A 23,807-nucleotide genomic window follows, 5' to 3' on the forward strand; every position below is an offset into this window, starting at 1 on the left:
CTTATTTCGTTATTTTACTCAGTGTAGTAAACATTGTTTTCGCGCGTTCCCGAACTTCCTCTTCGGGCCAGCCCAATTTTATTAGACAAGAAATATTTCGGCCAACCCAATGGTCTGATTCAGAGAAATCACTTTTGGAATAGTCTGGAAGTTGATCCAATACGGCCTCGGGTAGTTTTCCAAGGGCTACTTTTTGAATTAGATGTTCCCACTTGCGATAGTAATGCCAGTTGTTGTCATACCAATAAAAACAAGCGTCAACTCCTGCTTGTCCCAAATTCTTATGAGCTTCTCGCGCCAATTCCTCAGAAGGGAGAAAGAAATTCAGAAACGAATGATTCTCTTCTCCGCCTTCGGGTACACGTCGAAATGTAATTCCTTCAATCTTGGAAAGTGCTTCTCGTAAAATGGTGTAGTTCCTTTTTTGAATACCCACAAACTCATCCAAACGGTTAACCTGCGCACAACCAACGGCAGCATTCAACTCTGAAATTCGAAAATTGTAGCCTAAGAAAGGGTGGGCCTCTCCTCCCCTATCATTTCCGATATGGTCATGACCGTGGTCGGAATACATATGGGCATTCTCATAAAAGTCTTGGTTGTTGGTTATAACCGCTCCCCCTTCTCCACATGTTACGGTCTTTACAAAGTCAAAAGAGAAACAACCCAGGTCGCCAATACTTCCTAAGGGTTTGCCATTGTAACTACCCCCAATGGCCTGACAAGCATCTTCCAAGAGCAATAAATTATGCTTCTTACAAATGGATTTTAAGGCTTCTAAGTTCGCCATACTACCACACATATGAACCGGCATGACCACTTTGGTCTTTGGTCCAATTGCTTTTTCAACTGCCTCAGGTTTTAAGGTTAGCGTGTCATCTACATCAACCAATATTGGAACTGCACCCAAAGCGATAATGGATTCAAAACTGGCGACAAAAGTAAATGTTGGCATAATGACCTCGTCTCCCGCCCCAATGCCTGCGCTCGCTAAGGCGACAGTTAAAGCAGCAGTACCACTACTTACGGTGTGGCAAAAACTAGTCTGCATTCGATTAGCTACGGCTTCTTCCAGTTCCTTGGCTTTCCAGTGGCCATTGCGCATACCATCAAATCCATACCGCATTAAAACTCCATTGTCCAATACATCTTGAACCTGTTTTTTTTCCAATTCACCAAAAGCTTCGAATCCTGGCATACCAAAAGTTTAAATCTTCTTTCAAAAATACACCTAGCTCAATTAATATCAGCACTATTTTCAACTGAACCTTTGAAGATGTCATTCTCACTTAAACATTGAAATTTAATTATTCGTAAAATATATTGTTATAAAAAATCATATTCGTAAAATATGTTTACTTTTAATGAATAATCAAAAAACCTTTACAATGAAAAAATTTAGTATTCTTTGTTTAACACTGGTATTGGGTATTGCTGGGTTGCAAGCTCAAGGAAGTTTTAAAGCAGGTCTTTCCGCTGGACTTCCTATTGGAGATGCGGGTGACTTTGCAACATTCGCCATTGCCATTGATTTAGGATATCTTTTTGAGATAAACGATCAATTTGAAGCTGGGCCTACCTTGGGTTATTCGCATTCGTTTGGAGATGAATTCGATACTGGTTTTGGTTCTGTCTCAGTTGAAGACATACAATTTTTACCAATAGGTGCAGCTGGTCGTTTCCATGCTTCGGAAGAATTTACAATTGGTCTTGACCTTGGCTATGCCTTAGGCATTGATGACGGCAACGATGGTGGGTTTTATTATTCTCCAAGAGCACAATACGCTGTTAGCGAGACAATTGATATTGTTGCAGCTTTTCGGGGCGTCTCTGTAGATGGGGGGTCTTGGGATATTATATCGCTAGGCGTGGAATTCGGAATTGACTAATTCAAATAAACCAAACTTAATTAGTAATAATCCCCACCTAGGTGGGGATTATTGTTTTTAATTATTTCGTTGTCAAATGGTTGAATAGATTTTCTATTTTTAATAGATAAACCAATCCCACCATGAGAGCCCTTCACGTAGTCACTGCATTAGTTCTTTTGGTATTCACGGGTACAATTGCACAGCAAAGTCAAAAATTGGATAGTTTACTAACCAGCTATGCTGCACAAGTCGAGGATTCCCTAAAAGTGCAAACGGCTCATACATTGTATGAAGCCTATCTAGAAAGTAATCCTAAAAGGGCTGATTTCTATGCTCAAAAGGCCTTGGAAATCTCACAACGAATAGGTTACAAATCAGGAATTGCCAAATCTAACCACCGAATGGGAAAAAGCTTGCTCATTGCCCGTGAACTGGATGCTGCCAATGAGTATTTTGAAAAGAGCCTTGTTATTTACAAAGAACTTGATGACCCACACCATCAAGGATTAGTATTCATTGATTTGATACAGTTGGATTATGTGAAACCCAATTATAATAGGGCATTAGCACGTATTAATGAAAAACTGTCAGTTTATTCCAAACCAAAGCCAGATTCGCTGATTCTCTTAAGGCTTTATAATATTCAGGCCAAAGTATATACGCGGCAGACCAATTATGCCGAGGGATTCGAATCAGCACTAAAAGCTTTGTCAATTGCAGAGCAGCTCAAACTACCCGCTGAGATAGTAAAAGTTAAGGGTATTTTGGGCAACCTTTATCACTACACCAATGATAAAGCGAAAGCGATAGCCATAAAAGAGGAAAATCTCGAATACTACAGGAAACAAAATAATAGAAGAAAAATAGGGCATGCACTTAACGATATTGGGAACTCCTACTATGTTATTGAAGAATATAAACTGGCCTTAAGGTATTTAGAAGAAAGCTTAAGTTTTTCCGAAGAGGTTGGTAATCAAGGATTGATTGGCATTACCCTTTTTAATATTGGTAAGACCCATATTCGTTTGGGAGCAATACAGAAAGGAATAACTTTTTTGAAACGCTCTGTAAATCATTCAAGGTATGTTTCGCAGCATGCACTATCTGAATCTTGGGCACTAAAACGATTGGGAGACGTCTACACGGAAGAGCTACGTACGCCAGAAAAGGCATTGCCATATCTGGATAGAGCCATTATTTTGGCGGATTCCATAGGAAACAAAGATGATCTTTACCAGTCTTATCGTGATCGTTCTCAAGCTTATGAGGCTATGGGTTTCTATGATAAAGCAATCAAAGATTTTGAACGCTATAAGACTATAAATGATAGTGTTTACAATATCGAAAGATCAAAGGAAATTGAGCATTTAAAAAAGGAGTTCGAAACAAGAGAAAAAGAACAACAGATAGTATTGCAAAAAAAGGAGATTACCGTTCTAGAACAACAAGCCTCCATCGGAAGCTTACAACGGATATTACTGGTAGTTGCCTTAGTGTTTTCAATGATAATTTTTTATGCGTTGTGGCAACGATTAAAGCGCAACAGGCAAGAAAAAGAAAAAATAAATGCTGAACTCGCCTTTAAAAAGAAGGAATTGACAACCAATGCTTTGCATTTAGCCAAGAAAAACGAAGTCTTGGAAAGTCTAAAACAAAAAGCGGAAGAATTAAAAGTAACTGACGATACCAAGAATGGCTACCAACAATTGATTCGAACCATCAATTTTGACTTACAGGATGATAACAACTGGGAGAATTTTGCACGATATTTTGAAGCCGTACATAAGGATTTTAATAGAAATGTAAAGGCTAAATATCCACAGGTGACCTCAAATGAGCTTCGCCTGTTGGCCTTATTAAAAATGGAACTCTCTTCGAAGGAAATTGCCAACATTTTGAATATTTCAAAGGAAGGAATCAAAAAAGCCAGATATCGACTACGTAAAAAACTAAAAATAGAGACGGACGACTCCTTACAAGAGTTGGTTATAACCCTTTGAGCACCATGAAAACCATTGTTCGCTATATTTTAATATTTCTGCTTATTTCTTTTACCAAACTTATTGGACAAACCAATGAGCAGTTGGATATTCTAATTGAAACCTATGGTTCGCAGATTGATGACACTTCCAAAGTAAAAACGGCTGCGGCCATTTTTGAGGAATATTACAAGCTTAACCCAACCAAAGGTCTGGTATTTGCAAAAGATGGTTTCCTTTTGGCCGAAAAACTTGGTTTTGAAAAAGGAATTGCAGTTTCATTATTACAGCAGGGAAAGTACTTCAAATTGTTACGTAAAAATGATTCCGCTGAATATTACTTGAAACTAGCTTCAAGAAAATTTGAGGCATTAAAGGACCATAAATCCAAAGATATGGTGAGCTTTCACCTACTAAAAGTTGCCTCCCAAAAGGGCAATCATCAACAGGTTTTAAATGAAGTCAATGAAAAAATAGACTATCATACCAATATCAAAAAGGATTCATTTTTAATAGCGAGATATCTCGACCTTAAAGCGAGTACTTATCGTCATTTGACCGAATATGACAAAGGTTTTAAAAGTGCTTTTGATGCCCTGAAAATTGCCAAAAATTTAGATGACAAGCAATTATTATTGGATTGCTACACTACTATCTCAAATTTATACCACTACATAATCGATGATGAAAATGCGGACCTGTACGCCGAAAAAGCTCTAAAAATTGCTAAAGAAGGAAAGTTTATGCGTGCCGAGGCTAATTTGTTAAACAACCTTGGCAATTCCTTTTTCTTTCAAAAACGCTATGAGGAATCATTGACCTCCCTCAAGAAAAGTCTGAAAATATCTGAACGAATTGAAGCTAACGACCTTATTTCAATTACAAATTTTAACATCGGAAAATTATATGTGGAACAAAATGAATTGAATAAAGGAGTTGATTTTCTAAAACAATCAATTACCCACTCAAGGACCGTTACAAAAAATCCTGTTTATCTCGTTTGGGGCTTGAACGGCTTAACTAATGCTTATAATAAATTAAGTGAACCCCAAAGGGCAATTACGTTAGCCGATGAGGCGATTAAAATTTCAGATTCGACTGGTAATTTAGATGATCTTTCACTCGCATATTACCAACGTTACGAATCTTATGGATTGCTTAAAGACTATCAAAAAGCTTTAGAAGACCTAAAGTTGCATAAGGGTATCAACGACTCCGTCTATAATATTTCAAAGAGTAAGGAAATACAACGATTGACCACTGAATTCGAAACGAAGGAGAAAGAACAACAAATCGCTTTGCAGGAAAATGAGATTAGGGTTTTGGAACAAAAGGAAGAAATCAGCACCCTGCAAAAAATAGTATTAGGTGGCTTGTTGATAATGTCGCTATTTGGATTTTATGGAATACATCAAAGACTAAAGCGTAGCAAGCTGGAAAAAGAAAAAATAAATGCCCAATTGGCTTTTAAAAAGAAGGAATTGACAACACATGCCCTACACTTGGCCAAAAAGAATGAAGTATTGGCAGGTTTAAAACAAAAGGCAGCCGAACTAATAGATGAAGACGGTTCAAAAAATGGTTATATACAATTGATCCGAACCATTAATTTTGATTTACAGGACGATAACAACTGGGAAAATTTTGCTCGATACTTTGAGGAAGTGCATAAAGATTTCAATAGCAATGTTAAGTCAAAATACCCTCAATTAACCTCCAATGAATTACGCCTTTTGGCACTCTTAAAAATGAATCTTTCCTCAAAAGAGATAGCCAACATTTTAAATATATCACAAGAAGGGATCAAAAAAGCTCGATATCGTCTTCGAAAAAAACTCGATATTACATCTGAGGATTCTTTGCAAGACCTCGTATTAAGCCTTTAAAATTCGGCGGACGGAAACACTGTCCACTCCTTGTCCCATAATTATTATATGAGTGTCCACCAGTTGTCCACCTCTATTATTTTAACTCTCAATATCAGCGATTTAGGTTTGTGATGTCATTAAGTTGACAACCAGTTTTGTGGTCTTGCTCGGATAAGGGCTGCAGACCGATACCGGGCAGGTCACACAGAACAACTATCAAGTTTAATCCACAAAACAATTCGTGATGAAAGTAGATTTAAAATTAATTAACAGGTATTCAATTTGGTTAGTGTTACTTATTGCAATGGCCTGCAGTAAAGATGAAACTTCTGAACCTATTGATCCTGAGGGGCAATTGGAAGAAACACAATCAAATGTTGATACCGATGAATACGAAAGAGACGAAGGCCAATTGGGTTTAGGAATAAGTGTACGGAGTTTAAAACAAAAGGGATATGCACCTACCAAAGCCATTATTTCCATTTTGGAAGGAGATAAGGCCGGTGACTATGAAGTAGAAATAGACCAAAACACCTTTCTGGCCACCTTTTCATTCGAAAATAAAGACCTATCGGAATCTGAGAAAAACGGCTTGGAGGATGGCGTTGCCCTTAAAATAACCGTAGAAAATGAACTTGGAGAAGTTCTCGCAGTTTATACCAGCACCAGGTATTCTTTGATGTCGAGCCCTGAAGAAATTGAAGTAGATGATTCTACCAAAGCTGATATTAACCCCATAGTCTTGAATCCTGAAGTGGACTACTATTTACAAATATTAAATGCCGATTTAACCGCGGTATTTGGTGCTCCTTCTGCCACTTTACGCACTTCAACCACAAATTTTGCGACAGAAGTTAAAGTTAGGTCAAGTGAGGATTTAGATTATGTAAACGATACGCAAGAGACAATCCCATTCACTAGATTTAGATTTGAAACGGTAGATGCTGAAAACAACATTTTCAACATCTACAATCCAAATGGGGCTAAAAAGCATTATTTATATATGGATGGCAACAATCGTTTAAATGTACAATCAGAGGCCAATTACTCGAACAATAACGGGAATACTCCAGATGCTGCTAGTCGCGCCAATTATCAATTTAAAATAGAAAAAGTGGATACCGGAAAATTCGTTATCGCACCAGAAACCACTAATATTCCGTTGATCGCCTCAGCAAGTTTAGCATCCATTACTTCTCAAGTAGTAGAAAACCCATCCCATTTTAGAATCTTGAACTTTGAAATCGACTGGAGTATCCAATCACGAAAAACGAGTTTTTTGGCGCCAATACTTCCACCATCACAAACAATTGCAGCTTACAATACAGCACTCAAAAATTGTGGTAGTGGGCCCTTAACAGATGTTGTCGGGGTAACCGAGTCATTGACCCGAACGGATACCTACTCTTGGTCTGAATCCATTCAAGTTGCTACATCGGTTGAAGCCAGTTTATCAACAACAATCTCGTCAACAATTGAAACCAGTGTCAATACACAATTTTTTGGTGCTTCAAATTCGGTAACTGCATCGGTAACAGCTGGTTTAAGTGTTGGGCATACCACAACTGAAACCAGGACAGAAACCAACGAAACGACCACTTCAGAAAGCATTAAACTCGCTTCAGAACGAACGATTACCGTTCCGCCGGGCAGAGGAACAACTGCTGCTGATATTTATCAAAAGTATGAGAACATTCGAATACCCTACGTTCAGAAATATGAGATTCGTGGAAATTATCAAGATGGAAGTAAATTAAGTGGATTGGAAATAATGTCGCAATTCAATTTTAATGGATTCTCAGGAGTAGTAAATGAGGTGGGTATTGATTTTATCGACATAACACTTAGAGGTACCTCAGTAATTAGTCATTTGGTCTCAAGGGAAATCGTGACGAGGGATATTCCAGATGCATGCCAAAACTAAAACATTCAGTTTTCTTTAAAATATGTGCTTAAAGAAGTCATCTAGTTTTTAGACTTCAAGGTTTTTATTCTTGTGTTATCACTATAAATTTCAGGCAGATTAATTCTTTGTTTAGCATAATAGGAATGAAAAAAGCTTCACCTTAGTGAAGCTTTTTTTCGAACCATAGGCAAACTTGTTCGAATTCAATATCCAGAAGCACCACTATCAGGTTGGGCGGCATCTGAGGCTCCGGTCATTAATTTTTTGTCAGAATCATAGGTAATACCCATCAACGCTCCCATATTGTAGCGTTCACGAAAGGTATGCCCCATTGATTCAAGTATTTTTCGAGTATCGGGTGATAAAAGGTCCTTTTCGTAGACCACTTGGTCAGGTAACCATTGGTGATGAATTTTCAAGGCTTCAATCGCCTTGTCAATTCGCATTTCAAATTCCAATACGTTCAAGGTGGTCTGAAAAACGGTATTGATGATGGTGCGCCCACCAGGGCTACCAATAACCAGATATGGTTTTCCGTTTTTGCCAACTATGGTCGGTGTCATACTTGAAAGCATTCGTTTTTCGGGAGCGATTAGGTTTGGCTGACTCCCTATTTGTCCCCTACTATTTGTGATTCCTGGTTGTGGATTAAAATCCCCCATTTCATTATTGAAAATAAAACCCAGCTCTGTGGAGCCCAATTTTGACCCATAACTGTACTCTAAGGTATAGGTCATGGATACGGCGTTACCAAATTTATCCATCGTTGATAGATGGGTTGTGCTTTCACCATCATAGGGATGGCCGTATTTAGTTGAATCACTAACCGAGGCCCTTGACATATCAATGCCTGCAAACCTTTTTTGCGCAAACGCTTTTGAGGTCAATTTCTCAATCGGGATATCCGGATTAAAATCTGGATCGCCCAAATGTTCGGCACGGTCCGCATATGCCCTGCGCATGGCTTCTATCAATAGGTGTAAATGTGCTGCACTGTTGAACTCTGCTTTTTTGAAATCGGCCAGTTCCATGAGGTTCATCATTTCAACTAAAACAACACCGCCAGAACTTGGTGGCGGCATGGAATAAATATCGTACCCCTTGTAATTTCCTTGAATTGGTTTGCGTTCTATCGCCTCGTACTTTTTCAAATCCTTTTTAGTGATCAATCCTCCATTTTCCTTCATCCAAGAAGCAATCTTCGTGGCTGTGCTACCCTTGTAAAAACCATCCCGACCTTTATCTCGAATTAATTTCAAAGTCTCTGCGAGTTGCGGTTGTTTCCATAAATCACCTGGCTCTGGAATGGTTCCCTTCTTAGTAAGAAAATAGTTCTTCATAAACTCAGTACCATCTTCTTGCTCATGAAATCGGTTTGCTGCTCGGTAGAGGGACCAATTAAATGGAAAACCTTTTTCCGCTTGGTCTATGGCAGGTTGTACCAATTCTTTCCAGCTGAGCTTGCCATATTTTTGGTGCGCCATATAAAGTCCAGCTACGGTGCCTGGCACCCCAATGGCTTTTGCCGTTTTGTGGTTGCTATCTTCAATCACTTTACCGTCGTCATCAAGATACATATCAGGAGTAGCTGCGAGCGGTGCTTTTTCTCGAAAATCCAATGTGGTGACCTTTCCATCTCTGTTCATGAAAACAATAAAACCACCACCGCCAATATTTCCTGCTGCGGGATGTGTAACTGCCAAAGAAAATGCAGTGGCTATAGCAGCATCAATAGCATTACCTCCCTTTTTTAGTATTTCCACCCCAATTTCAGACGAGGTTCGGTCTGAAGAAACTACCATTCCGTTTTTGGCATACGTTTGGGCAGTGCCCTGTATACTTAAAAGTAGAATTGAATTAATTAGAAAAAAGCGTAGTGTTCGATTCATCATTTCTTTGATTTTATTTGAGCGGTTTTGTGAAGCTATCGAAGATAGGGATTTAAAGAGATGATAAAATCTGCTAAAAGAATTCATTGATTTTAAAATTTCTGGAATTATACAACCAACAACTTTCAATGTTAATTTAGAAGAAGAAAAAATCCTTATCAGATTCTAGTAGGATTAACCGGTTTCTCTCGTGGATACCTTAAGAACAAAACCAAACATTAAAGCTCATTACCGCTAAGGCTTTTCGGGATTCACTTCGTGCATCCCTCATACAGCATTATGCAAATGCTGAAGTCTTTAAATAAAAAAACCACTAGAGTAAACTCTGTGGTTTTTTTATTTCAAGCCTAGCGCTTGATTGCGGAGGAAGAGGGATTCGAACCCCCGGAGGTGTGACCCTCAACAGTTTTCAAGACTGCCGCATTCGACCACTCTGCCATTCCTCCTTTTGCGGGTGCAAATATACATCCTTTTTATATTTTGAAAAATTACTTTTTCAATGTTTTCGTTGTTTCACCTTGCCCAACGATAACAATACTTGTTGTGTCTAAAAAAAGACCGGTTTCTACAACCCCTGGAATACTAATAAGCTTAGTGTTTAGGGTTGTTAAATCATCTACATCGAAGATATCAATGTCGAGAATAAAGTTACCCTCATCTGTAGTGTAGGGTTGGTCAGCTTTCATTCTTAAGATTGGTGACAAGCTCATTTCCTCAAGAATTTTCGAAATACTTGTCGTTGCAAACTGAATGGTTTCTACTGGCAATTTGAATTTACCCAAGCGTTCAACTTGTTTGGCAGCATCTGCAATGATGATATTGATATCCGTATTATAGGCCAATATCTTCTCTCTTAACAATGCCCCACCACCACCTTTTATCAACTGAAAATTGCCATCAAATTCATCCGCACCGTCAATAGTAACGTCCAATCTTTTCGCCTTATCGAGTGTAGTCAAAGGAATACCCACCTCTATTGCCAAGGTTTCTGTCGCATCTGAAGATGGCACACCAACTACTTGTAAACCATTTGCAACCAACCTTCCCAAACCCTTCACCATGTGGGCAGCGGTAGAGCCCGTACCCAGACCCACTTTCATACCGTCTTTAATGTATTTGAGGGATTCAAGTGCAGCAATTTCCTTTTCTCGGTCTTTTGGGTTGGATGACATTATTAATTTGAATTTAATTGTTTGAGCGCGTTAATTTAATGCGGAAGATTCTAATGAGGAAATCCATTCCTTTAATTTTGAAATATGATAAAAGCAGTGATTTTTGATTTGGATGGCACACTCATTCAAACCGAAGAATTGAAGGCAAGGTCATATGCCCAGGCTACACACCTATTGACTAAAAGAATGGTATCTGAAGAAGATGTTTTGGATGTTTTTGGAGACTTGGTGGGTCTTTCTAGAGAAAAAGTGTTGCAGGGTTTAGTTAAAGAGTTTCAAATTGAATTTAAGAGTTCACTTGAGACCGAAGCATTATTTGAAATTGAACAAAAACTTATTGAGAAACGTTTGGAAATATATCATGAAATACTTGAAGATGTGGATATGTTATCTGAACATTTCTGTGAAGATACCCTCGGCCTTTTTCGAAAAATTGCCGAAGAAAAACATTGTAAGGTTGTACTGGCTACGATGTCACATTTGTTAGAGGCCAAAAAGGTAACATCGGTAATAGGTATCTACGATAAATTTGACTTAATTCTTACCAAAGACGATGTCGAAAATGGCAAGCCTAACCCCGAAATTTATTTAAAAGCGATAGAGAAACTCCAGCTTAGGTCGAATGAATGCTTGGTGCTAGAAGATTCCGTAAATGGAATAAAGGCAGCCAAAGCTGCCAAAATTCCTGTTTTTGCCGTTACCAATTCCATCACTAGAAAATCGGTATTGGAAAGTAATCTGGTGCAACCTGAGTTTTTGGTGGATAACATGAAAAATCTTTCAGGTCAAGTTTTCAACTTTATTCAATCAATGAAAGACCAATGATTTTGAATATCATTCAAAAAATGATAAACCCCAGAATCACCAATAGATTAAATACCACACTAGTTACCAGCAAACGATAAATTACAATGGGCTTCTGAACTGTTAATATTGAAGCATTATGTATACTACATATAGCCACACAAGCCAAGACCAAAAGCATCGAAAGGAGTCTATTATCCAATGTTAGGGCTTGAAAAATAGCGATTGAACCAAGGCAAGTGGAAAGAACTATTCCCAATGAGGAATACCCTGATATGTTCTGTGTAAAGTCTCTTTGAATATTTGCTAAAGCTTTCATTTTGTTTGTTTTGAATTTCAAATCAAAATTACCTTAGCCAGCTCGTTCAAAATATGACGAATGTCATGTTCATGATAAAACCAATTGCTCTTGATTCATAAGATTGACCAAATTCTCAACAGAATGCGATGAAGCAGCAATAATTTGTTTTTTGGCTCCTATCAGCATGAGCATCTTTTGAAATGGTGTTTTCGTCTTCCAGTAAATCTCAAAATGGAGTTCGCATTTTGCATCTCCCAATGGTTTTAACGTAAAGAATTGGTACATACGTTCAACCGGTGGTGGGTCAAAGGTCAATTCCCCATAATTTAATTGATCCATAGCTACCGGTTTGACGACTGTGGTGAAGTCAAAACTTTTCCCGTTGATGACACAAGTATGTTCAGTACCCACTCGTGTAACTTCATCTTCTTCAAATACGAACTCGTCAACGCCCTCAACCCAAAGATGTCGATAACGGTAATTCGAGAGCATTTCATAAACTTCATAAGCACTTCTATCAATAATGACTGTCTTAGTAAAATTCGGGGGCATGTCAGGTTGATAAACTATCGGTGGTTCAAAAGCCCTTAGTTTCAACAAGGTTACATCTATGTTCGCATGCAGGTAGTTAATTATTTTTCCATCATATTTATCGCTTCCCCTATCAAACTGAAAAAGTGCACTTTCATAGTGTTCAGTAAGCTTTATTTCTTTTGCCAAAGCCTCACTTATCAAAATGTAGTTGTCACCTTCAATTGAATTCTTGAGAAGTCGGTGCGCCTCTATAACACTTTCACCAAAGGGTTTTCGATTCCCTTGTACATTTAAAAACTGTAAATCACCGCAATGCAGTATTATTTTCAATTGAAGTTTAGGTGCGGTGGCACAGGCATTACACGGGCAAATACGGTTGGTTTCCAACATCTTTAGGTGACTATAAAAAGCCGTGTACATCGTTTCTACTTGAGCCAAAATCTTCTCTTGCGAAGGAATCTCATTTTCCTTAAAAAAGAATAGGGCATCACCTTCTATTTCGGCTAACTTAAGTTGTTGTGTATTTGCAGCAATCAACACCTCTAACAATTCAGAAATCACATGCTGACTATGCTCAACTTCAGTGGTTTGCACAAAATTGGTAAAGCCGGAAATATCTGGAATAAACAATAGGGATTTTGACATTATTGGATGGGTTCTTTAGTAACTTGGTTGTGCTATTATCTTGGTAGGAATGGAGCTCAAATACTTACATAATTCCACTAGTTTTGTCGCATGATTCCTGAACACATTAAAAATAGAAAAGGTGCCAGAAGCCTGAAGGACATAAATCCAGAGGTTCTGGATTATTTGAACCAGGGCAAAATTGAAACAGCCAATTTAATGGAATGGTTAGCTATAGACCAGCAAGCCCTATTAAAAGTAGTTTTGGAAGAGACAGAAAAAGTAAACTGGTTACCCAGCTTCGAAGAGGCTATCAACTCCCAAAAAAAGCCTACAGCAAATAGCAATACAAAGGTTATAGGAGAGACTTTTGCCCAGCTTACTTCGGATGATGGCTTTTACCAATATCTAAAGTCTCATACCAGTGATGTAGTGCGGTGTTGGGCCTGTTGGGCTGAAAGTCTTTTGCAGGACGAGATAGGCACCTTGTTGAACATATCAAAATTCTACGCTGCAGACAAACACTTTGGTGTTCGCGAAGTAGTGATTTTTGCCAGTAAGGATCGAATGAACGAGCAGTTGGAGGAATGCGTAACGGAATTATCAAAATGGACAACATCCAAAGATGAAAATATTCGTCGTTTTGTAGCTGAAGCAATGAGACCTGTGGGCGTTTGGGTTAAGAAAATCGAAGCTTTTCAAGAAAATCCAGCGAAAGGACTTCCCTTACTTGAACCGTTGAAATCAGACCCTTCCAAATATGTCCGAGATTCGGTTGGGAATTGGTTAAACGATGCCAGTAAATCAAAACCGGAATGGGTAATTGAAGTCTGTAGTCGTTGGCAAAAGGAATCACAAACAAAAGAAACGGCCTACATCATTAAAAAGGCGCTACGGACCATTCAGAAAACAGAAAAGCCCTGATGTTCAAATCAGGGCTTTTTTACAATTTTCGTTGTCGAAATTATTTCACTTCTTCGAAGTCAACGTCTTCAACATTGTCACCTTCCGCGGCTCCGCCACTTCCAGCTGAACCTCCATTGTCTGCAGTTTCAGGTCCACCAGCTTGTGCAGCATCGGCCTGTGCCTTGTACATTTCTTCAGAGGCGACTTTCCAAGCTTCGTTTATCTTCTCCAAAGCTGGCTCAATAACCGCGATATCCTTGGTTTCGTAAGCTTTCTTCAACTCTTCCAAAGCATCTTCGATAGGCTTTTTCTTATCATCGGAAAGTTTATCTCCAAACTCGTTCAACTGCTTTTCCGTTTGGAAAATCATGCCATCTGCTTCATTCAATTTGTCCGCTTTTTCTTTAGCAGCCTTATCTGCTTCAGCATTGGCTTCAGCTTCAGCTTTCATCTTTTGGATTTCCTCGTCGGTTAATCCTGAAGAAGCCTCAATTCTAATGTCTTGAGATTTACCAGTAGCCTTATCAGTTGCGGAAACCTTTATGATACCATTGGCATCAATATCAAAGGTCACTTCAATTTGAGGTGTACCCCTTGGTGCAGGCGGAATACCGTCTAAATGGAATCTACCGATAGTTTTGTTATCCGCAGCCATAGGACGCTCACCTTGTAATACATGAATCTCAACCGAAGGTTGATTGTCTGCTGCTGTTGAGAATACCTGTGACTTCTTTGTTGGGATTGTGGTATTAGCCTCGATTAATTTGGTGTTAACACTACCCATGGTTTCAATACCCAATGAAAGTGGGGTAACATCCAACAACAAAACATCCTTTACGTCTCCCGTCAAAACACCACCTTGAATCGCAGCACCAACAGCTACTACCTCATCCGGATTTACGCCTTTAGAAGGTTTCTTTCCGAAGAATTTTTCAACAGCTTCTTGAACTGCTGGAATTCTCGTAGAACCACCGACCAAAATAATTTCATCGATATCACTCTTTGAAAGTCCTGCTGACTTTAATGCAGTCTCGCAAGGCTCAATAGTCCTTTTTACCAAATCGGAAATCAACTGCTCAAACTTCGAACGGCTCAATGTTCGAACCAAGTGCTTTGGTCCTGAAGCCGTAGCTGTTACGTATGGTAAGTTAATCTCAGTTTGGGTAGAAGCAGACAATTCAATTTTTGCTTTCTCAGCCGCTTCACGTAGACGTTGCAATGCCATAGCATCTTCACGTAAATCCAAACCTTCATCAGATTTGAACTCTTCGGCCAACCAATCAATTATTTTTTGATCTACATCATCACCACCCAAATGGGTATCCCCATCAGTTGCCAATACTTCAAAAACACCATCACCCAATTCCAAAATGGAAACGTCATGGGTACCCCCACCGAAATCAAAAACTACTATTTTTTGATCTGCATCTTTTTTGTCCAAACCATATGCCAATGAAGCCGCAGTTGGCTCATTGATGATTCTTTCAACGGTCAAGCCAGCAATTTCACCAGCTTCTTTTGTGGCCTGACGTTGTGAATCGTTAAAATAGGCAGGTACTGTAATTACGGCCCTACTTACATCTTGCCCAAGATAATCTTCGGCAGTCTTCTTCATTTTTTGAAGAATCATGGCCGATAATTCTTGTGGCGTATACAAACGACCATCAATGTCAACACGTGGTGTATCGTTATCACCCTTCACAACATTATAAGGAACCCGATTCGCTTCTTTGGACGACTCGGAATATTTGTTCCCCATAAATCTTTTAATGGAATATATTGTTTTATGTGGATTGGTCACCGCCTGTCTTTTTGCAGGGTCACCAACCTTAATTTCCCCACCTTCAACAAAAGCGATGACAGAAGGTGTAGTACGTTTACCTTCGGCATTCGGAATTACAACTGGCTCGTTTCCTTCCATCACGGAAACACAGGAGTTCGTCGTACCCAAATCAATACCTATAATTTTACTCATGTTCTGTATTTAAGATTGTCAATTTCTAATTCAAAATCCCTTCACTAATGTCAATGACCGTGCCATCGGTAGAAATATGACAAGCTGACAGTTAGTGGTAAAATCCCAAACTTCAAATCTCAAATTCCAACTATTTTGAGGGAGGTTCTGACACTTAATTTTGTGATTTGGATATTGTCATTTGGAATTTTCATTCGGGTTATCTTTGAAACAAAATCCTACCAATGGAATGCATTAGTGTCTTTGACATGCTTAAAATAGGCGTTGGCCCTTCAAGTTCACACACTTTAGGACCTTGGAGAGCGGCTGAGCGCTGGTTGGAAGAATTGAATACAGCTGAGGTTTTAAGTGATGTTAACGCTGTTCAAGTTCACTTATTTGGTTCTCTTTCGCTCACAGGAAAAGGGCACGCAACGGATATTGCCGTAGTATTGGGATTATCAGGGGAAGATCCTGTCACAATTGATTGTGACAACATTGACAAAATAATTGAGGGCATAAAAAATAAAGGCATGTTGCCTTTAAACGGTGAGAATTCCATTGACTTCGATTTTACCAACGACATTGTTTTCGACCGTAAATTTCTACCCTTTCATGCGAACGGACTGCGTTTTGATGCAACATTGAATAATGGGGCTATCATATCTGAGACCTTCTACTCTATTGGCGGAGGATTTGTTGTCAAGGAGGAGCGGGAAAATGCACAAGAAAACAAGCAACTGTTCAAGCAATTTCCATTTCCTATCAAAACTGGGGATGAACTTTTAAAATTCTGCAGGGAAAAGGGCAAAACTGTCTCAGAAATTGTCTGGGAAAACGAACTTGCCTTACGTTCCGAATCTGAAATCACTGAAGGCCTTAAAAGCACCTGGACGGCAATGTTGGAATGTATGTACACGGGCTGTCATACTCAGGGTAAACTTCCCGGAGGGCTCAATGTAAAAAGACGGGCTTTTGAAATGCATCAAAAATTAAAAGGCGCTACCCCCTATTCCAACCCTCAAGAATGGTTGGAAAGCATTCGGGATACCGAGGTGAAATTTCGACAGATTTTAAAATGGGTTAGTTGTTTCGCCCTAGCCGTTAATGAAGTCAATGCTTCCCTTGGTCGCGTGGTGACAGCACCCACTAATGGCAGTGCTGGAGTCATCCCCGCGGTATTGATGTATTATTTGGTCATAGAGAACCATGATGGAGATTTTGATGATATCAAACGCTTTCTGTTGACCGCCAGTGAAATTGGGAGCATCTTTAAAAAAGGAGCCACCATATCCGCTGCCATGGGCGGTTGTCAAGCAGAAATAGGCGTTTCTTCGGCAATGGCCGCTGCAGGACTGACCGAATTAATGGGGGGAACTCCCGAACAAGTCTTAATGGCTGCCGAAATTGCCATGGAACATCATCTAGGCCTTACTTGTGACCCCATAGGTGGATTGGTACAGGTTCCTTGCATTGAACGGAATAGTATGGGGGCGATTAAGGCCATCAACGCTTCTGAATTGGCTTTGGATACTGACCCAACTGAAGCAAAGGTTCCATTGGACAAAGTGGTCAATACGATGTGGGAAACAGCTAAAGATATGAGTAGCAAATACAAAGAGACTTCTGAGGGTGGATTGGCCGTTGGGGTATTTTTGAGTGATTGTTGATAAAGGATGGATTAGGTTAAGATTGGTTAAATTGTAATGTGAAAAATTGATTTAACAATTCAAAAAAATGGCTAGGTAATGAAGCTTACCCTTATTCTCCTTTTATTTTGCTTTAGTATTCATGCCCAAGATCAGTTTTATGCACCTTTTGAAAACTATGACTTGGCCTCTGGAGATTACCAATTTATAGGTTCATATTCTTTTGCTGTAAATAAAATTCCAATAGTAGACTCTTTGAAACAATTCTACATTGATGACCTTGAGGCCTTAAAATGGATTAAAGAAAACTGGAGATTTAATAAATACTTACCCGCTTATGAATGTGGTTATGATTACAATTTTTATCTGGTAAAAAACGGTGAGGTTTTAGATAGCTTTTCGCTAAATATTGAATGTAGGGAATTGGTCACCAAAATCGGTTCGTTTGACTTTGATATAGGTTTATTATCCTATCTCATAGGAAAAACTAAACCGATAATTAGGACATACAAGAAATTCGAAAATCGAAAAGAAGGCTTGCTTTATCTAGATTCAATTAACCAAGACTCCAAATATCTGGCCCATAAACCCAAAACTTGGATTGAATTTGAAGGAAAATTTGAATTTAAATTCGATGACTTTCAAAACTTTAAAAATGCTGAAACACTGATTTCAAATCTTGAGAATAAAATTGAAAGGAATTACGGTAAGAAATTTCAATTGGATTTAAGCCAGGCTTCACCTGATTATTTTAATTTTTATCTATTTACCACCAAAGAAATTTATAAAGCTTTCGATTTGTTTGAAATAACCAGAGAATGGGAACCACTAAAAAAAATTGACCTCATAACCTATTGGCGCGGCGAATAATGATTGAAGAAGCTTACTATATATTCCAAGAGTAATTATTGGTAAATTCTGTGCAGCCATAAATAGCAGAAACCATTCAGGTTTTAGTACATTGTACATGCTCGAGAAACACACCAATAAAATTAATAATGGATATGGAAAAAACGAGACGAAAATTCTTAAAGAATAGCATGCTAGTTGGGCTCACACCATTGTTACCAACTAACCCATTTAGTGCTTTAAAGGCCATAACTGAAGAAGCAGAAGAAAAACTTAAAATCCTCATTCTTGGTGGCACCAGTTTTTTAGGGCCCCATCAAATAGCATATGCCTTAGAACGAGGGCATGAAGTCACCACTTTTACCCGTGGCAAAACTGTTCCAAAGATTCATGAAGAACTGTTTTCTAAAATTGAAAAACTTATAGGTGATCGTGAAAACGACCTTGAGGCGCTAAAAAATAGAAAATGGGATGTGGTCATCGACAATTCTGGGCGCAGAAGAAAGTGGACTGAAGATACCGCCAATTTGTTGGTCGATAATGTTGAGCTTTATATGTACACTTCTTCCATAAGTGTATACTATCCTTATACAGGAAATGACTTTTCTGAATCTCGGAAAGTTGTAACCGAAATCCCTGCTGATGCCTCTGAACAAGAAAAGCGAACCTATGAATATGGGGTAATGAAGGCCACTTCAGAAATCGCTGCAATGGATGTCTTTGGAGCGGAACGTTCAATTATTGTTCGGCCTACCTTAATTGTTGGTCCAGGGGATAGAACAGACCGTTTCCCCTATTGGGTAACACGTTTGGAAAAGGGTGGGGATATCATTATTCCTGGTAAAAGTGATGAAGTTGTCCAGTATATCGATGTACGCGATTTGGCCGAATGGATGATACGGTTATTGGAAGCTAAAGCAGCGGGAGTGTACAATGGATCCGGCCCTGGATTTGAAATGACTACAAATGCCTTTGTTCATGGGATACATGCGTGCTTTAATTCTCCAGTAAATTATATTCAAATTGACGATGCCAAATTTTTAGAAGAAAATGGGCTGATTGGAATTCAACCTTGGGTAATTCAGCTACCGCAATATGCAGGCATGTCAAAAAGTGACAACAGTAAGGCTATCGCTGCAGGTCTTTCTTTTAGGTCTTTATCTGAAACTGTCGGGGCGACCAAAGAGTGGTGGTATTCAGATGCAGTAACTCAAGAAAGAAGGGATAATATATTATCTGGGGAGCAGTCTTTGATGCAAAGGGAAAAGGATATTTTGCAGAAATGGAAAGACCGAATGAAAAATGAATAGTATTTCATTTGAAAAAGCCAATCTTTCAGATGCGTTACGAATCTCGGTACTGCTTAAAACAGTTTACATTCAAACGTATGCAGTGGATGGAGTGACGTACGAATTTGCAAATTTTATTACCACGAGATTTTCACCCGAATCAATTGAGAAGACTATTAAAAAAGGGCCGAACCAATTGTTAATTGCTTACAACACCAGTAATCCAATTGGGGTTGCTGAGTTTATTTACAACAGCAGATGTCCAATTAGAAAAGAACCAGTTTCCGAATTGAGCAAACTGTATGTTTTGGAACGATTTTATGGTAAGGGAGTGGGATATGGTTTGCTCAAAGAAGTTGAACGCTCAGTGGTTGAACATGGAGCCAAAGAACTCAACCTTGAAGTCTATACCAAAAATTCAAGGGCCATCGCCTTTTACAAAAGACAGGGATATCAAACGCTTGGAAGAGTTGATTTTCCTATGGAAGTCAATACCTATGAGAATTTGGTAATGAATAAAAAATTCAAAGACTAAAACTCGACCAACAAGATGAGGGTTACCAAAATCAATAGTTTACTTTGAAAGAGTATAAATGTAACGAAGGAAAAAACAAAGCTGTACTACCTATCCTTACCGAAATATTGGTCATTTAACTAGAAAAGAATAAAAGCTATCCAAAAGCAAGGCCACACCATAAGTTGATTATCCTGTTAGGTGATTGAACATAGCGCGACTTATAACAAAGTTTTATAATTCTCTGATAAGGGTTATCCATATTTTTACAAAAAAGATTGTTAATTACTTAAACGAAAAAGAAAAACCATGAGGTTATCGATACTATTAATGTTGAGTTTGGTGTATTTCAATGCCTCTTGCCAAACAGGTAACAAAAAAGAAGATACAAATAGCTATCCTATTCAAAAGACAGAAGCGGAGTGGCAACAGCAGCTGTCCCAAGAGCAATTTTATATTTTGCGAAAGCAGGGAACAGAATACGCATTCTCTGGTGCCTATTGGGACAATAAGAAAAAAGGAACCTACTACTCTGCCGCAACCGGTCAACCCTTGTTCAGTTCTGAGCATAAATTTAAATCAGGTACCGGATGGCCAAGCTTTTACCAACCAATTGACGTAGAAGCAGTAAAAGAAATTGTAGACCGAAGTCATGGCATGGTGCGCACTGAGGTAGTTGACAGCGGCAGTGGCTCGCATCTCGGCCACGTATTCAATGATGGCCCAGCACCAACCGGCCTTCGATATTGCATGAATTCAGCATCATTAATTTTTGTTGAAGAAGGAGCGGAATTACCAGAAATTGTAAAGGAATGGCAAGCCAACTATGGTAAATAAGACTACCGGGTTTAGTCTAAAGTTGTGAAAAAGCCAGAGGCTTTAAAAATACCCTGACAATTTCGTTCATTGAGTTGGCGTATTGTTGGTCTGCAAGCAAAGCTTTCCACTGGGGATGTTGCACAAATTTTGCCCATCCCTCATTGTGGGCATCCATATCTTCAACTGCAAGCAAATAGGTTAAACACGGCATATTGTCGCCTGCAATGTTGTAGCCAAAAAAGACCATGCCCAATCCGGCGTCTTTGAATATTGCAAATTCGCTTTGGAACATTTTTACCTTTCGTCTCAATGCATCTTCATTATAACTGTTATAAATACGGAGCTCTAAAAAATCCTTTCCTTCAGCAGGGGGCTGCAAGGATGGGAATCCTTTGGTTGAACTGATTAGGTCAGATTTAAAACGGTCATATGGCATAGTGTTCGGTGCTGCCTTCAAATAGCTATTCGCAGCAGTTTGATAAGCTTCATCTGCTTCTAAAGCATCAACTGAGTTTTGATATGCCGATATGGTTGGATAAGGTAATAAGAGGTAAATCTTCCTTGGCATAGCCTGGCTAGTCTCTTCAAAAACACCTATACCTTCAACCCCTTGTCGGTTCAATGCGGGAATAAGAGCATCTTCGAAATAATTAAGCAGTACATCGGCATTTTTAAAAAAACCGATTTCATAGGTACGCAGCTCGTAAACCTGATCTTGTGCATTTATTGACAACGCTACAAAAAAACTAAGTGTCGCAATTACTTTGTGAAGTTTCATTTTATTGGTTTGATTTTTTGTTAGACAGATTTCTATTCTACATTACAATCCGCTTTCCCCCGAGTATCGATAAGGTAGATTATTTTCCATTCTCCATCAAAATTCACCATCTGAAACGAATTGATGCCGCAGTGGCTAAATTTATCATTTAGCCAAAACTCATAACCCACCCAAGCATTGGCCATTGTTCGATCTACTTGTACATTCCATGATGTTAGCCTTTCCTCAAAAGAAATACTATCGGGAATTGATACAATAGATTCGTACAATTTTTCGATGGGTTGACTTCGATACATGGTTTTACCCTCTTTATTTCTGCCCGTTGTTTGCAATACTACATTTTCTCCCATATAACTTTTCATGGCCATGGAATCCTGTTTGTGGAAGGCTTCAAAAAAACCTTCCACTACTTTTTTAACAGATTCTTTTTCAGAATCCTGCGCAAGATTGATTTGGCTGGCAAATAGTGCAAGGCTTAAAATCAACAGTTTGTTTTTCATGATTTCCATTATTTGATTCGTCTACAAATTAACCAAATCTGCTTATTTTTAGCGTCAAACCCGATAAGAATGTCCATTGCAAAAAAGGAATACAAGCGCGTTACAGTCAAATCGCTAATTGAAATGAAACAGAATGGGGAAAAAATCTCCATGTTGACTGCTTATGATTTTTCAATGGCCAAAATTGTCGATTCTGCCAACGTAGATGTGATTTTGGTTGGTGATTCTGCAAGTAATGTTATGGCCGGTCATGAAACAACGTTGCCCATTACCCTTGATCAAATGATTTATCATGCAAGTTCGGTAGTAAGAGCGGCAAAACGGGCGCTTATTGTTGTTGATATTCCTTTTGGAAGTTATCAAAGTGACTCTAAAGAAGCACTTCGTTCTGCAATTCGAATTATGAAAGAAAGTGGTGCCCATGCAATAAAGGTTGAAGGAGGAGTAGAAATAAAAGATTCTGTAAAACGTATTTTACAGGCAGGCATTCCGGTTATGGGGCATTTGGGACTTACACCGCAATCCATTTATAAATTTGGAACCTATACCGTACGAGCTAAAGAAGAAGCTGAAGCCGAAAAGTTAAAAGAAGATGCCAAATTTTTAGAAAAAGTAGGATGCTTCGGGATTGTTTTGGAAAAGATTCCAGCAAATCTAGCCAAGGAAGTTGCCGATAGTGTCTCTATACCAGTAATCGGTATTGGAGCTGGCGGAGGTGTTGACGGTCAAGTTTTGGTCGTTCATGATTTATTGGGTATGACACATGAGTTTAATCCACGCTTCTTACGTCGTTATTTGAACTTATACGATGAGATGGGAAAAGCCATTGGCCAATATGTGGCCGATGTAAAATCAAAAGATTTTCCGAATACCAACGAGAGTTACTAATTGTCTGAATTGGACCAACACTCCACTCCCGCTAATTTGCAAGTGCTCTATGAGGACAATCACCTGATTGTTGTCAATAAACGTGCTGGTGATATTGTTCAGGGTGATAAGACGGGTGATATTCCTCTTGCCGATGTAGTCAAGGAATACATAAGGATAAAATACAACAAACCCAGAAACGTCTATTTGGGTGTTGTTCACCGATTGGACCGACCAACCTCGGGTATTGTTGTTTTCTCGAAAACCTCCAAGGCTTTACCCCGACTCAACAAATTGTTTGCTGAAGGCAAAACGAAAAAAACGTATTGGGCCGTGGTTAAAAATGCCCCTCCCAAAGAAAAGGACGAACTTGTTCATTGGCTTGTCAGAAATCCAAAACAGAATAAATCATACGCTCATAAAAATGAAGTGCCTAAAAGCAAAAAGGCCATCTTAAGCTATCGTATACTGAAAAAGCTTGATCACTACTTCTTATTGGAAATTGATTTAAAAACAGGTCGACACCATCAAATCAGGGCCCAACTTTCCGCAATCAATTCAATTATCAAAGGAGATTTAAAATATGGTGCCGATAGAAGTAACAAAGATGGTAGTATTCATTTACACTCAAGATATCTGGCCTTTGAACATCCCGTAAAAAAAGAACAAGTACAATTTTTAGCTCCCCCACCCCATGATGTTATTTGGGATACATGTGTGGATTAATTTGTATT

21 protein-coding genes and 1 tRNA gene are annotated in these 23,807 nt (G+C 38.9%); 13 read left to right on the forward strand and 9 right to left on the reverse strand.

The window, feature by feature from the left end:
• Position 1: 1 nt before the first annotated feature.
• On the reverse strand, positions 2 to 1,198 hold the full coding sequence (locus HCU67_RS11085; protein WP_168552687.1) for a DegT/DnrJ/EryC1/StrS family aminotransferase: 1,197 nt from the start codon (positions 1,196 to 1,198) through the stop codon (positions 2 to 4).
• A gap of 190 nt (positions 1,199 to 1,388) precedes the next feature.
• Between HCU67_RS11085 and HCU67_RS11090 the strand changes: the two genes are divergently transcribed.
• The 4 genes from HCU67_RS11090 to HCU67_RS11105 all read left to right on the forward strand — a co-directional run bounded on the left by HCU67_RS11090 (position 1,389) and on the right by HCU67_RS11105 (position 7,642).
• Complete coding sequence (locus HCU67_RS11090) at positions 1,389 to 1,889, forward strand: outer membrane beta-barrel protein (RefSeq protein WP_210423690.1); 501 nt, start codon at positions 1,389 to 1,391, stop codon at positions 1,887 to 1,889.
• A gap of 122 nt (positions 1,890 to 2,011) precedes the next feature.
• Complete coding sequence (locus HCU67_RS11095) at positions 2,012 to 3,871, forward strand: helix-turn-helix domain-containing protein (protein ID WP_168552688.1); 1,860 nt, start codon at positions 2,012 to 2,014, stop codon at positions 3,869 to 3,871.
• A gap of 5 nt (positions 3,872 to 3,876) precedes the next feature.
• Positions 3,877 to 5,736: a tetratricopeptide repeat protein gene (locus tag HCU67_RS11100; protein WP_168552689.1), complete on the forward strand. Its 1,860-nt coding sequence runs from the start codon at positions 3,877 to 3,879 to the stop codon at positions 5,734 to 5,736.
• Positions 5,737 to 5,962: 226 nt separating this feature from the next.
• Positions 5,963 to 7,642 (forward strand): hypothetical protein, encoded by a 1,680-nt coding sequence (locus tag HCU67_RS11105; protein WP_168552690.1) that lies wholly within the window; start codon positions 5,963 to 5,965, stop codon positions 7,640 to 7,642.
• A 185-nt stretch (positions 7,643 to 7,827) separates the two neighbouring features.
• Here HCU67_RS11105 and ggt read toward each other — a convergent pair whose 3' ends face one another.
• The 3 genes from ggt to rpiA form a co-directional block, all read right to left on the reverse strand.
• Positions 7,828 to 9,516: a gamma-glutamyltransferase gene (ggt, locus tag HCU67_RS11110; RefSeq protein WP_168552691.1), complete on the reverse strand. Its 1,689-nt coding sequence runs from the start codon at positions 9,514 to 9,516 to the stop codon at positions 7,828 to 7,830.
• Positions 9,517 to 9,874: 358 nt separating this feature from the next.
• Positions 9,875 to 9,959: transfer RNA gene (locus tag HCU67_RS11115), tRNA-Ser, on the reverse strand.
• A gap of 42 nt (positions 9,960 to 10,001) precedes the next feature.
• A complete protein-coding gene (rpiA, locus tag HCU67_RS11120) occupies positions 10,002 to 10,685 on the reverse strand; it encodes a ribose-5-phosphate isomerase RpiA (protein ID WP_168552692.1) in 684 nt (227 codons plus the stop codon).
• A gap of 84 nt (positions 10,686 to 10,769) precedes the next feature.
• Here rpiA and HCU67_RS11125 point away from each other — a divergent pair, with 84 nt between their 5' ends.
• Positions 10,770 to 11,510, forward strand: a complete 741-nt coding sequence (locus tag HCU67_RS11125) for an HAD family hydrolase (protein WP_168552693.1) — start codon at positions 10,770 to 10,772, stop codon at positions 11,508 to 11,510.
• A 13-nt stretch (positions 11,511 to 11,523) separates the two neighbouring features.
• On the opposite strand, the gene HCU67_RS11130 is transcribed toward HCU67_RS11125, so the two are convergent.
• Positions 11,524 to 11,808: a hypothetical protein gene (locus HCU67_RS11130; protein ID WP_168552694.1), complete on the reverse strand. Its 285-nt coding sequence runs from the start codon at positions 11,806 to 11,808 to the stop codon at positions 11,524 to 11,526.
• Positions 11,809 to 11,877: 69 nt separating this feature from the next.
• A complete protein-coding gene (locus tag HCU67_RS11135) occupies positions 11,878 to 12,969 on the reverse strand; it encodes a DUF2652 domain-containing protein (protein WP_168552695.1) in 1,092 nt (363 codons plus the stop codon).
• 90 nt (positions 12,970 to 13,059) lie between these two features.
• On the opposite strand from HCU67_RS11135, the gene HCU67_RS11140 reads away from it, so the two are divergent.
• The gene (locus tag HCU67_RS11140) at positions 13,060 to 13,872 is read left to right on the forward strand and encodes a DNA alkylation repair protein (RefSeq protein ID WP_210423691.1); all 813 of its coding nucleotides are present in this window, start codon (positions 13,060 to 13,062) and stop codon (positions 13,870 to 13,872) included.
• A 40-nt stretch (positions 13,873 to 13,912) separates the two neighbouring features.
• Here HCU67_RS11140 and dnaK read toward each other — a convergent pair whose 3' ends face one another.
• The gene (dnaK, locus tag HCU67_RS11145; RefSeq protein WP_168552696.1) at positions 13,913 to 15,829 is read right to left on the reverse strand and encodes a molecular chaperone DnaK; all 1,917 of its coding nucleotides are present in this window, start codon (positions 15,827 to 15,829) and stop codon (positions 13,913 to 13,915) included.
• Positions 15,830 to 16,053: 224 nt separating this feature from the next.
• On the opposite strand from dnaK, the gene HCU67_RS11150 reads away from it, so the two are divergent.
• From HCU67_RS11150 to msrB, 5 genes are all read left to right on the forward strand, one after another.
• Entirely contained in the window at positions 16,054 to 17,478 is a 1,425-nt protein-coding gene (locus tag HCU67_RS11150; RefSeq protein ID WP_168552697.1) for an L-serine ammonia-lyase, read from the forward strand.
• A gap of 78 nt (positions 17,479 to 17,556) precedes the next feature.
• Positions 17,557 to 18,327 (forward strand): hypothetical protein, encoded by a 771-nt coding sequence (locus HCU67_RS11155; protein WP_168552698.1) that lies wholly within the window; start codon positions 17,557 to 17,559, stop codon positions 18,325 to 18,327.
• A gap of 134 nt (positions 18,328 to 18,461) precedes the next feature.
• Positions 18,462 to 19,616, forward strand: coding sequence for an NAD-dependent epimerase/dehydratase family protein (locus HCU67_RS11160; RefSeq protein ID WP_168552699.1), 1,155 nt, complete (start codon positions 18,462 to 18,464; stop codon positions 19,614 to 19,616).
• On the forward strand, positions 19,609 to 20,130 hold the full coding sequence (locus tag HCU67_RS11165; protein ID WP_168552700.1) for a GNAT family N-acetyltransferase: 522 nt from the start codon (positions 19,609 to 19,611) through the stop codon (positions 20,128 to 20,130). The genes HCU67_RS11160 and HCU67_RS11165 overlap by 8 nt, the downstream gene beginning before the upstream one ends.
• Positions 20,131 to 20,418: 288 nt before the next feature.
• Positions 20,419 to 20,946: a peptide-methionine (R)-S-oxide reductase MsrB gene (gene msrB / locus HCU67_RS11170; RefSeq protein ID WP_168552701.1), complete on the forward strand. Its 528-nt coding sequence runs from the start codon at positions 20,419 to 20,421 to the stop codon at positions 20,944 to 20,946.
• A 16-nt stretch (positions 20,947 to 20,962) separates the two neighbouring features.
• Here msrB and HCU67_RS11175 read toward each other — a convergent pair whose 3' ends face one another.
• Positions 20,963 to 21,706, reverse strand: coding sequence for an NIPSNAP family protein (locus tag HCU67_RS11175; protein WP_168552702.1), 744 nt, complete (start codon positions 21,704 to 21,706; stop codon positions 20,963 to 20,965).
• A gap of 32 nt (positions 21,707 to 21,738) precedes the next feature.
• The gene (locus HCU67_RS11180) at positions 21,739 to 22,206 is read right to left on the reverse strand and encodes a nuclear transport factor 2 family protein (protein WP_168552703.1); all 468 of its coding nucleotides are present in this window, start codon (positions 22,204 to 22,206) and stop codon (positions 21,739 to 21,741) included.
• Between the two features lie 69 nt (positions 22,207 to 22,275).
• Between HCU67_RS11180 and panB the strand changes: the two genes are divergently transcribed.
• On the forward strand, positions 22,276 to 23,094 hold the full coding sequence (gene panB / locus HCU67_RS11185; RefSeq protein WP_168552704.1) for a 3-methyl-2-oxobutanoate hydroxymethyltransferase: 819 nt from the start codon (positions 22,276 to 22,278) through the stop codon (positions 23,092 to 23,094).
• A 9-nt stretch (positions 23,095 to 23,103) separates the two neighbouring features.
• Positions 23,104 to 23,799, forward strand: a complete 696-nt coding sequence (locus tag HCU67_RS11190) for an RluA family pseudouridine synthase (RefSeq protein ID WP_428047162.1) — start codon at positions 23,104 to 23,106, stop codon at positions 23,797 to 23,799.
• Positions 23,800 to 23,807: the final 8 nt, after the last annotated feature.

This window comes from Croceivirga thetidis (genome assembly GCF_012272815.1).
Classification (GTDB): domain Bacteria; phylum Bacteroidota; class Bacteroidia; order Flavobacteriales; family Flavobacteriaceae; genus Croceivirga; species Croceivirga thetidis.

What these genes read in the sequence shown, in the direction of transcription:
- HCU67_RS11085 (WP_168552687.1), bottom strand. Translation starts at nt 1,198, where the DNA reads ATGCCAGGATTCGAAGCTTTTGGTGAATTGGAAAAAAAACAGGTTCAA.
- HCU67_RS11090 (WP_210423690.1), top strand. Translation starts at nt 1,389, where the DNA reads ATGAAAAAATTTAGTATTCTTTGTTTAACACTGGTATTGGGTATTGCT.
- HCU67_RS11095 (WP_168552688.1), top strand. Translation starts at nt 2,012, where the DNA reads ATGAGAGCCCTTCACGTAGTCACTGCATTAGTTCTTTTGGTATTCACG.
- HCU67_RS11100 (WP_168552689.1), top strand. Translation starts at nt 3,877, where the DNA reads ATGAAAACCATTGTTCGCTATATTTTAATATTTCTGCTTATTTCTTTT.
- HCU67_RS11105 (WP_168552690.1), top strand. Translation starts at nt 5,963, where the DNA reads ATGAAAGTAGATTTAAAATTAATTAACAGGTATTCAATTTGGTTAGTG.
- ggt (WP_168552691.1), bottom strand. Translation starts at nt 9,516, where the DNA reads ATGATGAATCGAACACTACGCTTTTTTCTAATTAATTCAATTCTACTT.
- rpiA (WP_168552692.1), bottom strand. Translation starts at nt 10,685, where the DNA reads ATGTCATCCAACCCAAAAGACCGAGAAAAGGAAATTGCTGCACTTGAA.
- HCU67_RS11125 (WP_168552693.1), top strand. Translation starts at nt 10,770, where the DNA reads ATGATAAAAGCAGTGATTTTTGATTTGGATGGCACACTCATTCAAACC.
- HCU67_RS11130 (WP_168552694.1), bottom strand. Translation starts at nt 11,808, where the DNA reads ATGAAAGCTTTAGCAAATATTCAAAGAGACTTTACACAGAACATATCA.
- HCU67_RS11135 (WP_168552695.1), bottom strand. Translation starts at nt 12,969, where the DNA reads ATGTCAAAATCCCTATTGTTTATTCCAGATATTTCCGGCTTTACCAAT.
- HCU67_RS11140 (WP_210423691.1), top strand. Translation starts at nt 13,060, where the DNA reads ATGATTCCTGAACACATTAAAAATAGAAAAGGTGCCAGAAGCCTGAAG.
- dnaK (WP_168552696.1), bottom strand. Translation starts at nt 15,829, where the DNA reads ATGAGTAAAATTATAGGTATTGATTTGGGTACGACGAACTCCTGTGTT.
- HCU67_RS11150 (WP_168552697.1), top strand. Translation starts at nt 16,054, where the DNA reads ATGGAATGCATTAGTGTCTTTGACATGCTTAAAATAGGCGTTGGCCCT.
- HCU67_RS11155 (WP_168552698.1), top strand. Translation starts at nt 17,557, where the DNA reads ATGAAGCTTACCCTTATTCTCCTTTTATTTTGCTTTAGTATTCATGCC.
- HCU67_RS11160 (WP_168552699.1), top strand. Translation starts at nt 18,462, where the DNA reads ATGGAAAAAACGAGACGAAAATTCTTAAAGAATAGCATGCTAGTTGGG.
- HCU67_RS11165 (WP_168552700.1), top strand. Translation starts at nt 19,609, where the DNA reads ATGAATAGTATTTCATTTGAAAAAGCCAATCTTTCAGATGCGTTACGA.
- msrB (WP_168552701.1), top strand. Translation starts at nt 20,419, where the DNA reads ATGAGGTTATCGATACTATTAATGTTGAGTTTGGTGTATTTCAATGCC.
- HCU67_RS11175 (WP_168552702.1), bottom strand. Translation starts at nt 21,706, where the DNA reads ATGAAACTTCACAAAGTAATTGCGACACTTAGTTTTTTTGTAGCGTTG.
- HCU67_RS11180 (WP_168552703.1), bottom strand. Translation starts at nt 22,206, where the DNA reads ATGAAAAACAAACTGTTGATTTTAAGCCTTGCACTATTTGCCAGCCAA.
- panB (WP_168552704.1), top strand. Translation starts at nt 22,276, where the DNA reads ATGTCCATTGCAAAAAAGGAATACAAGCGCGTTACAGTCAAATCGCTA.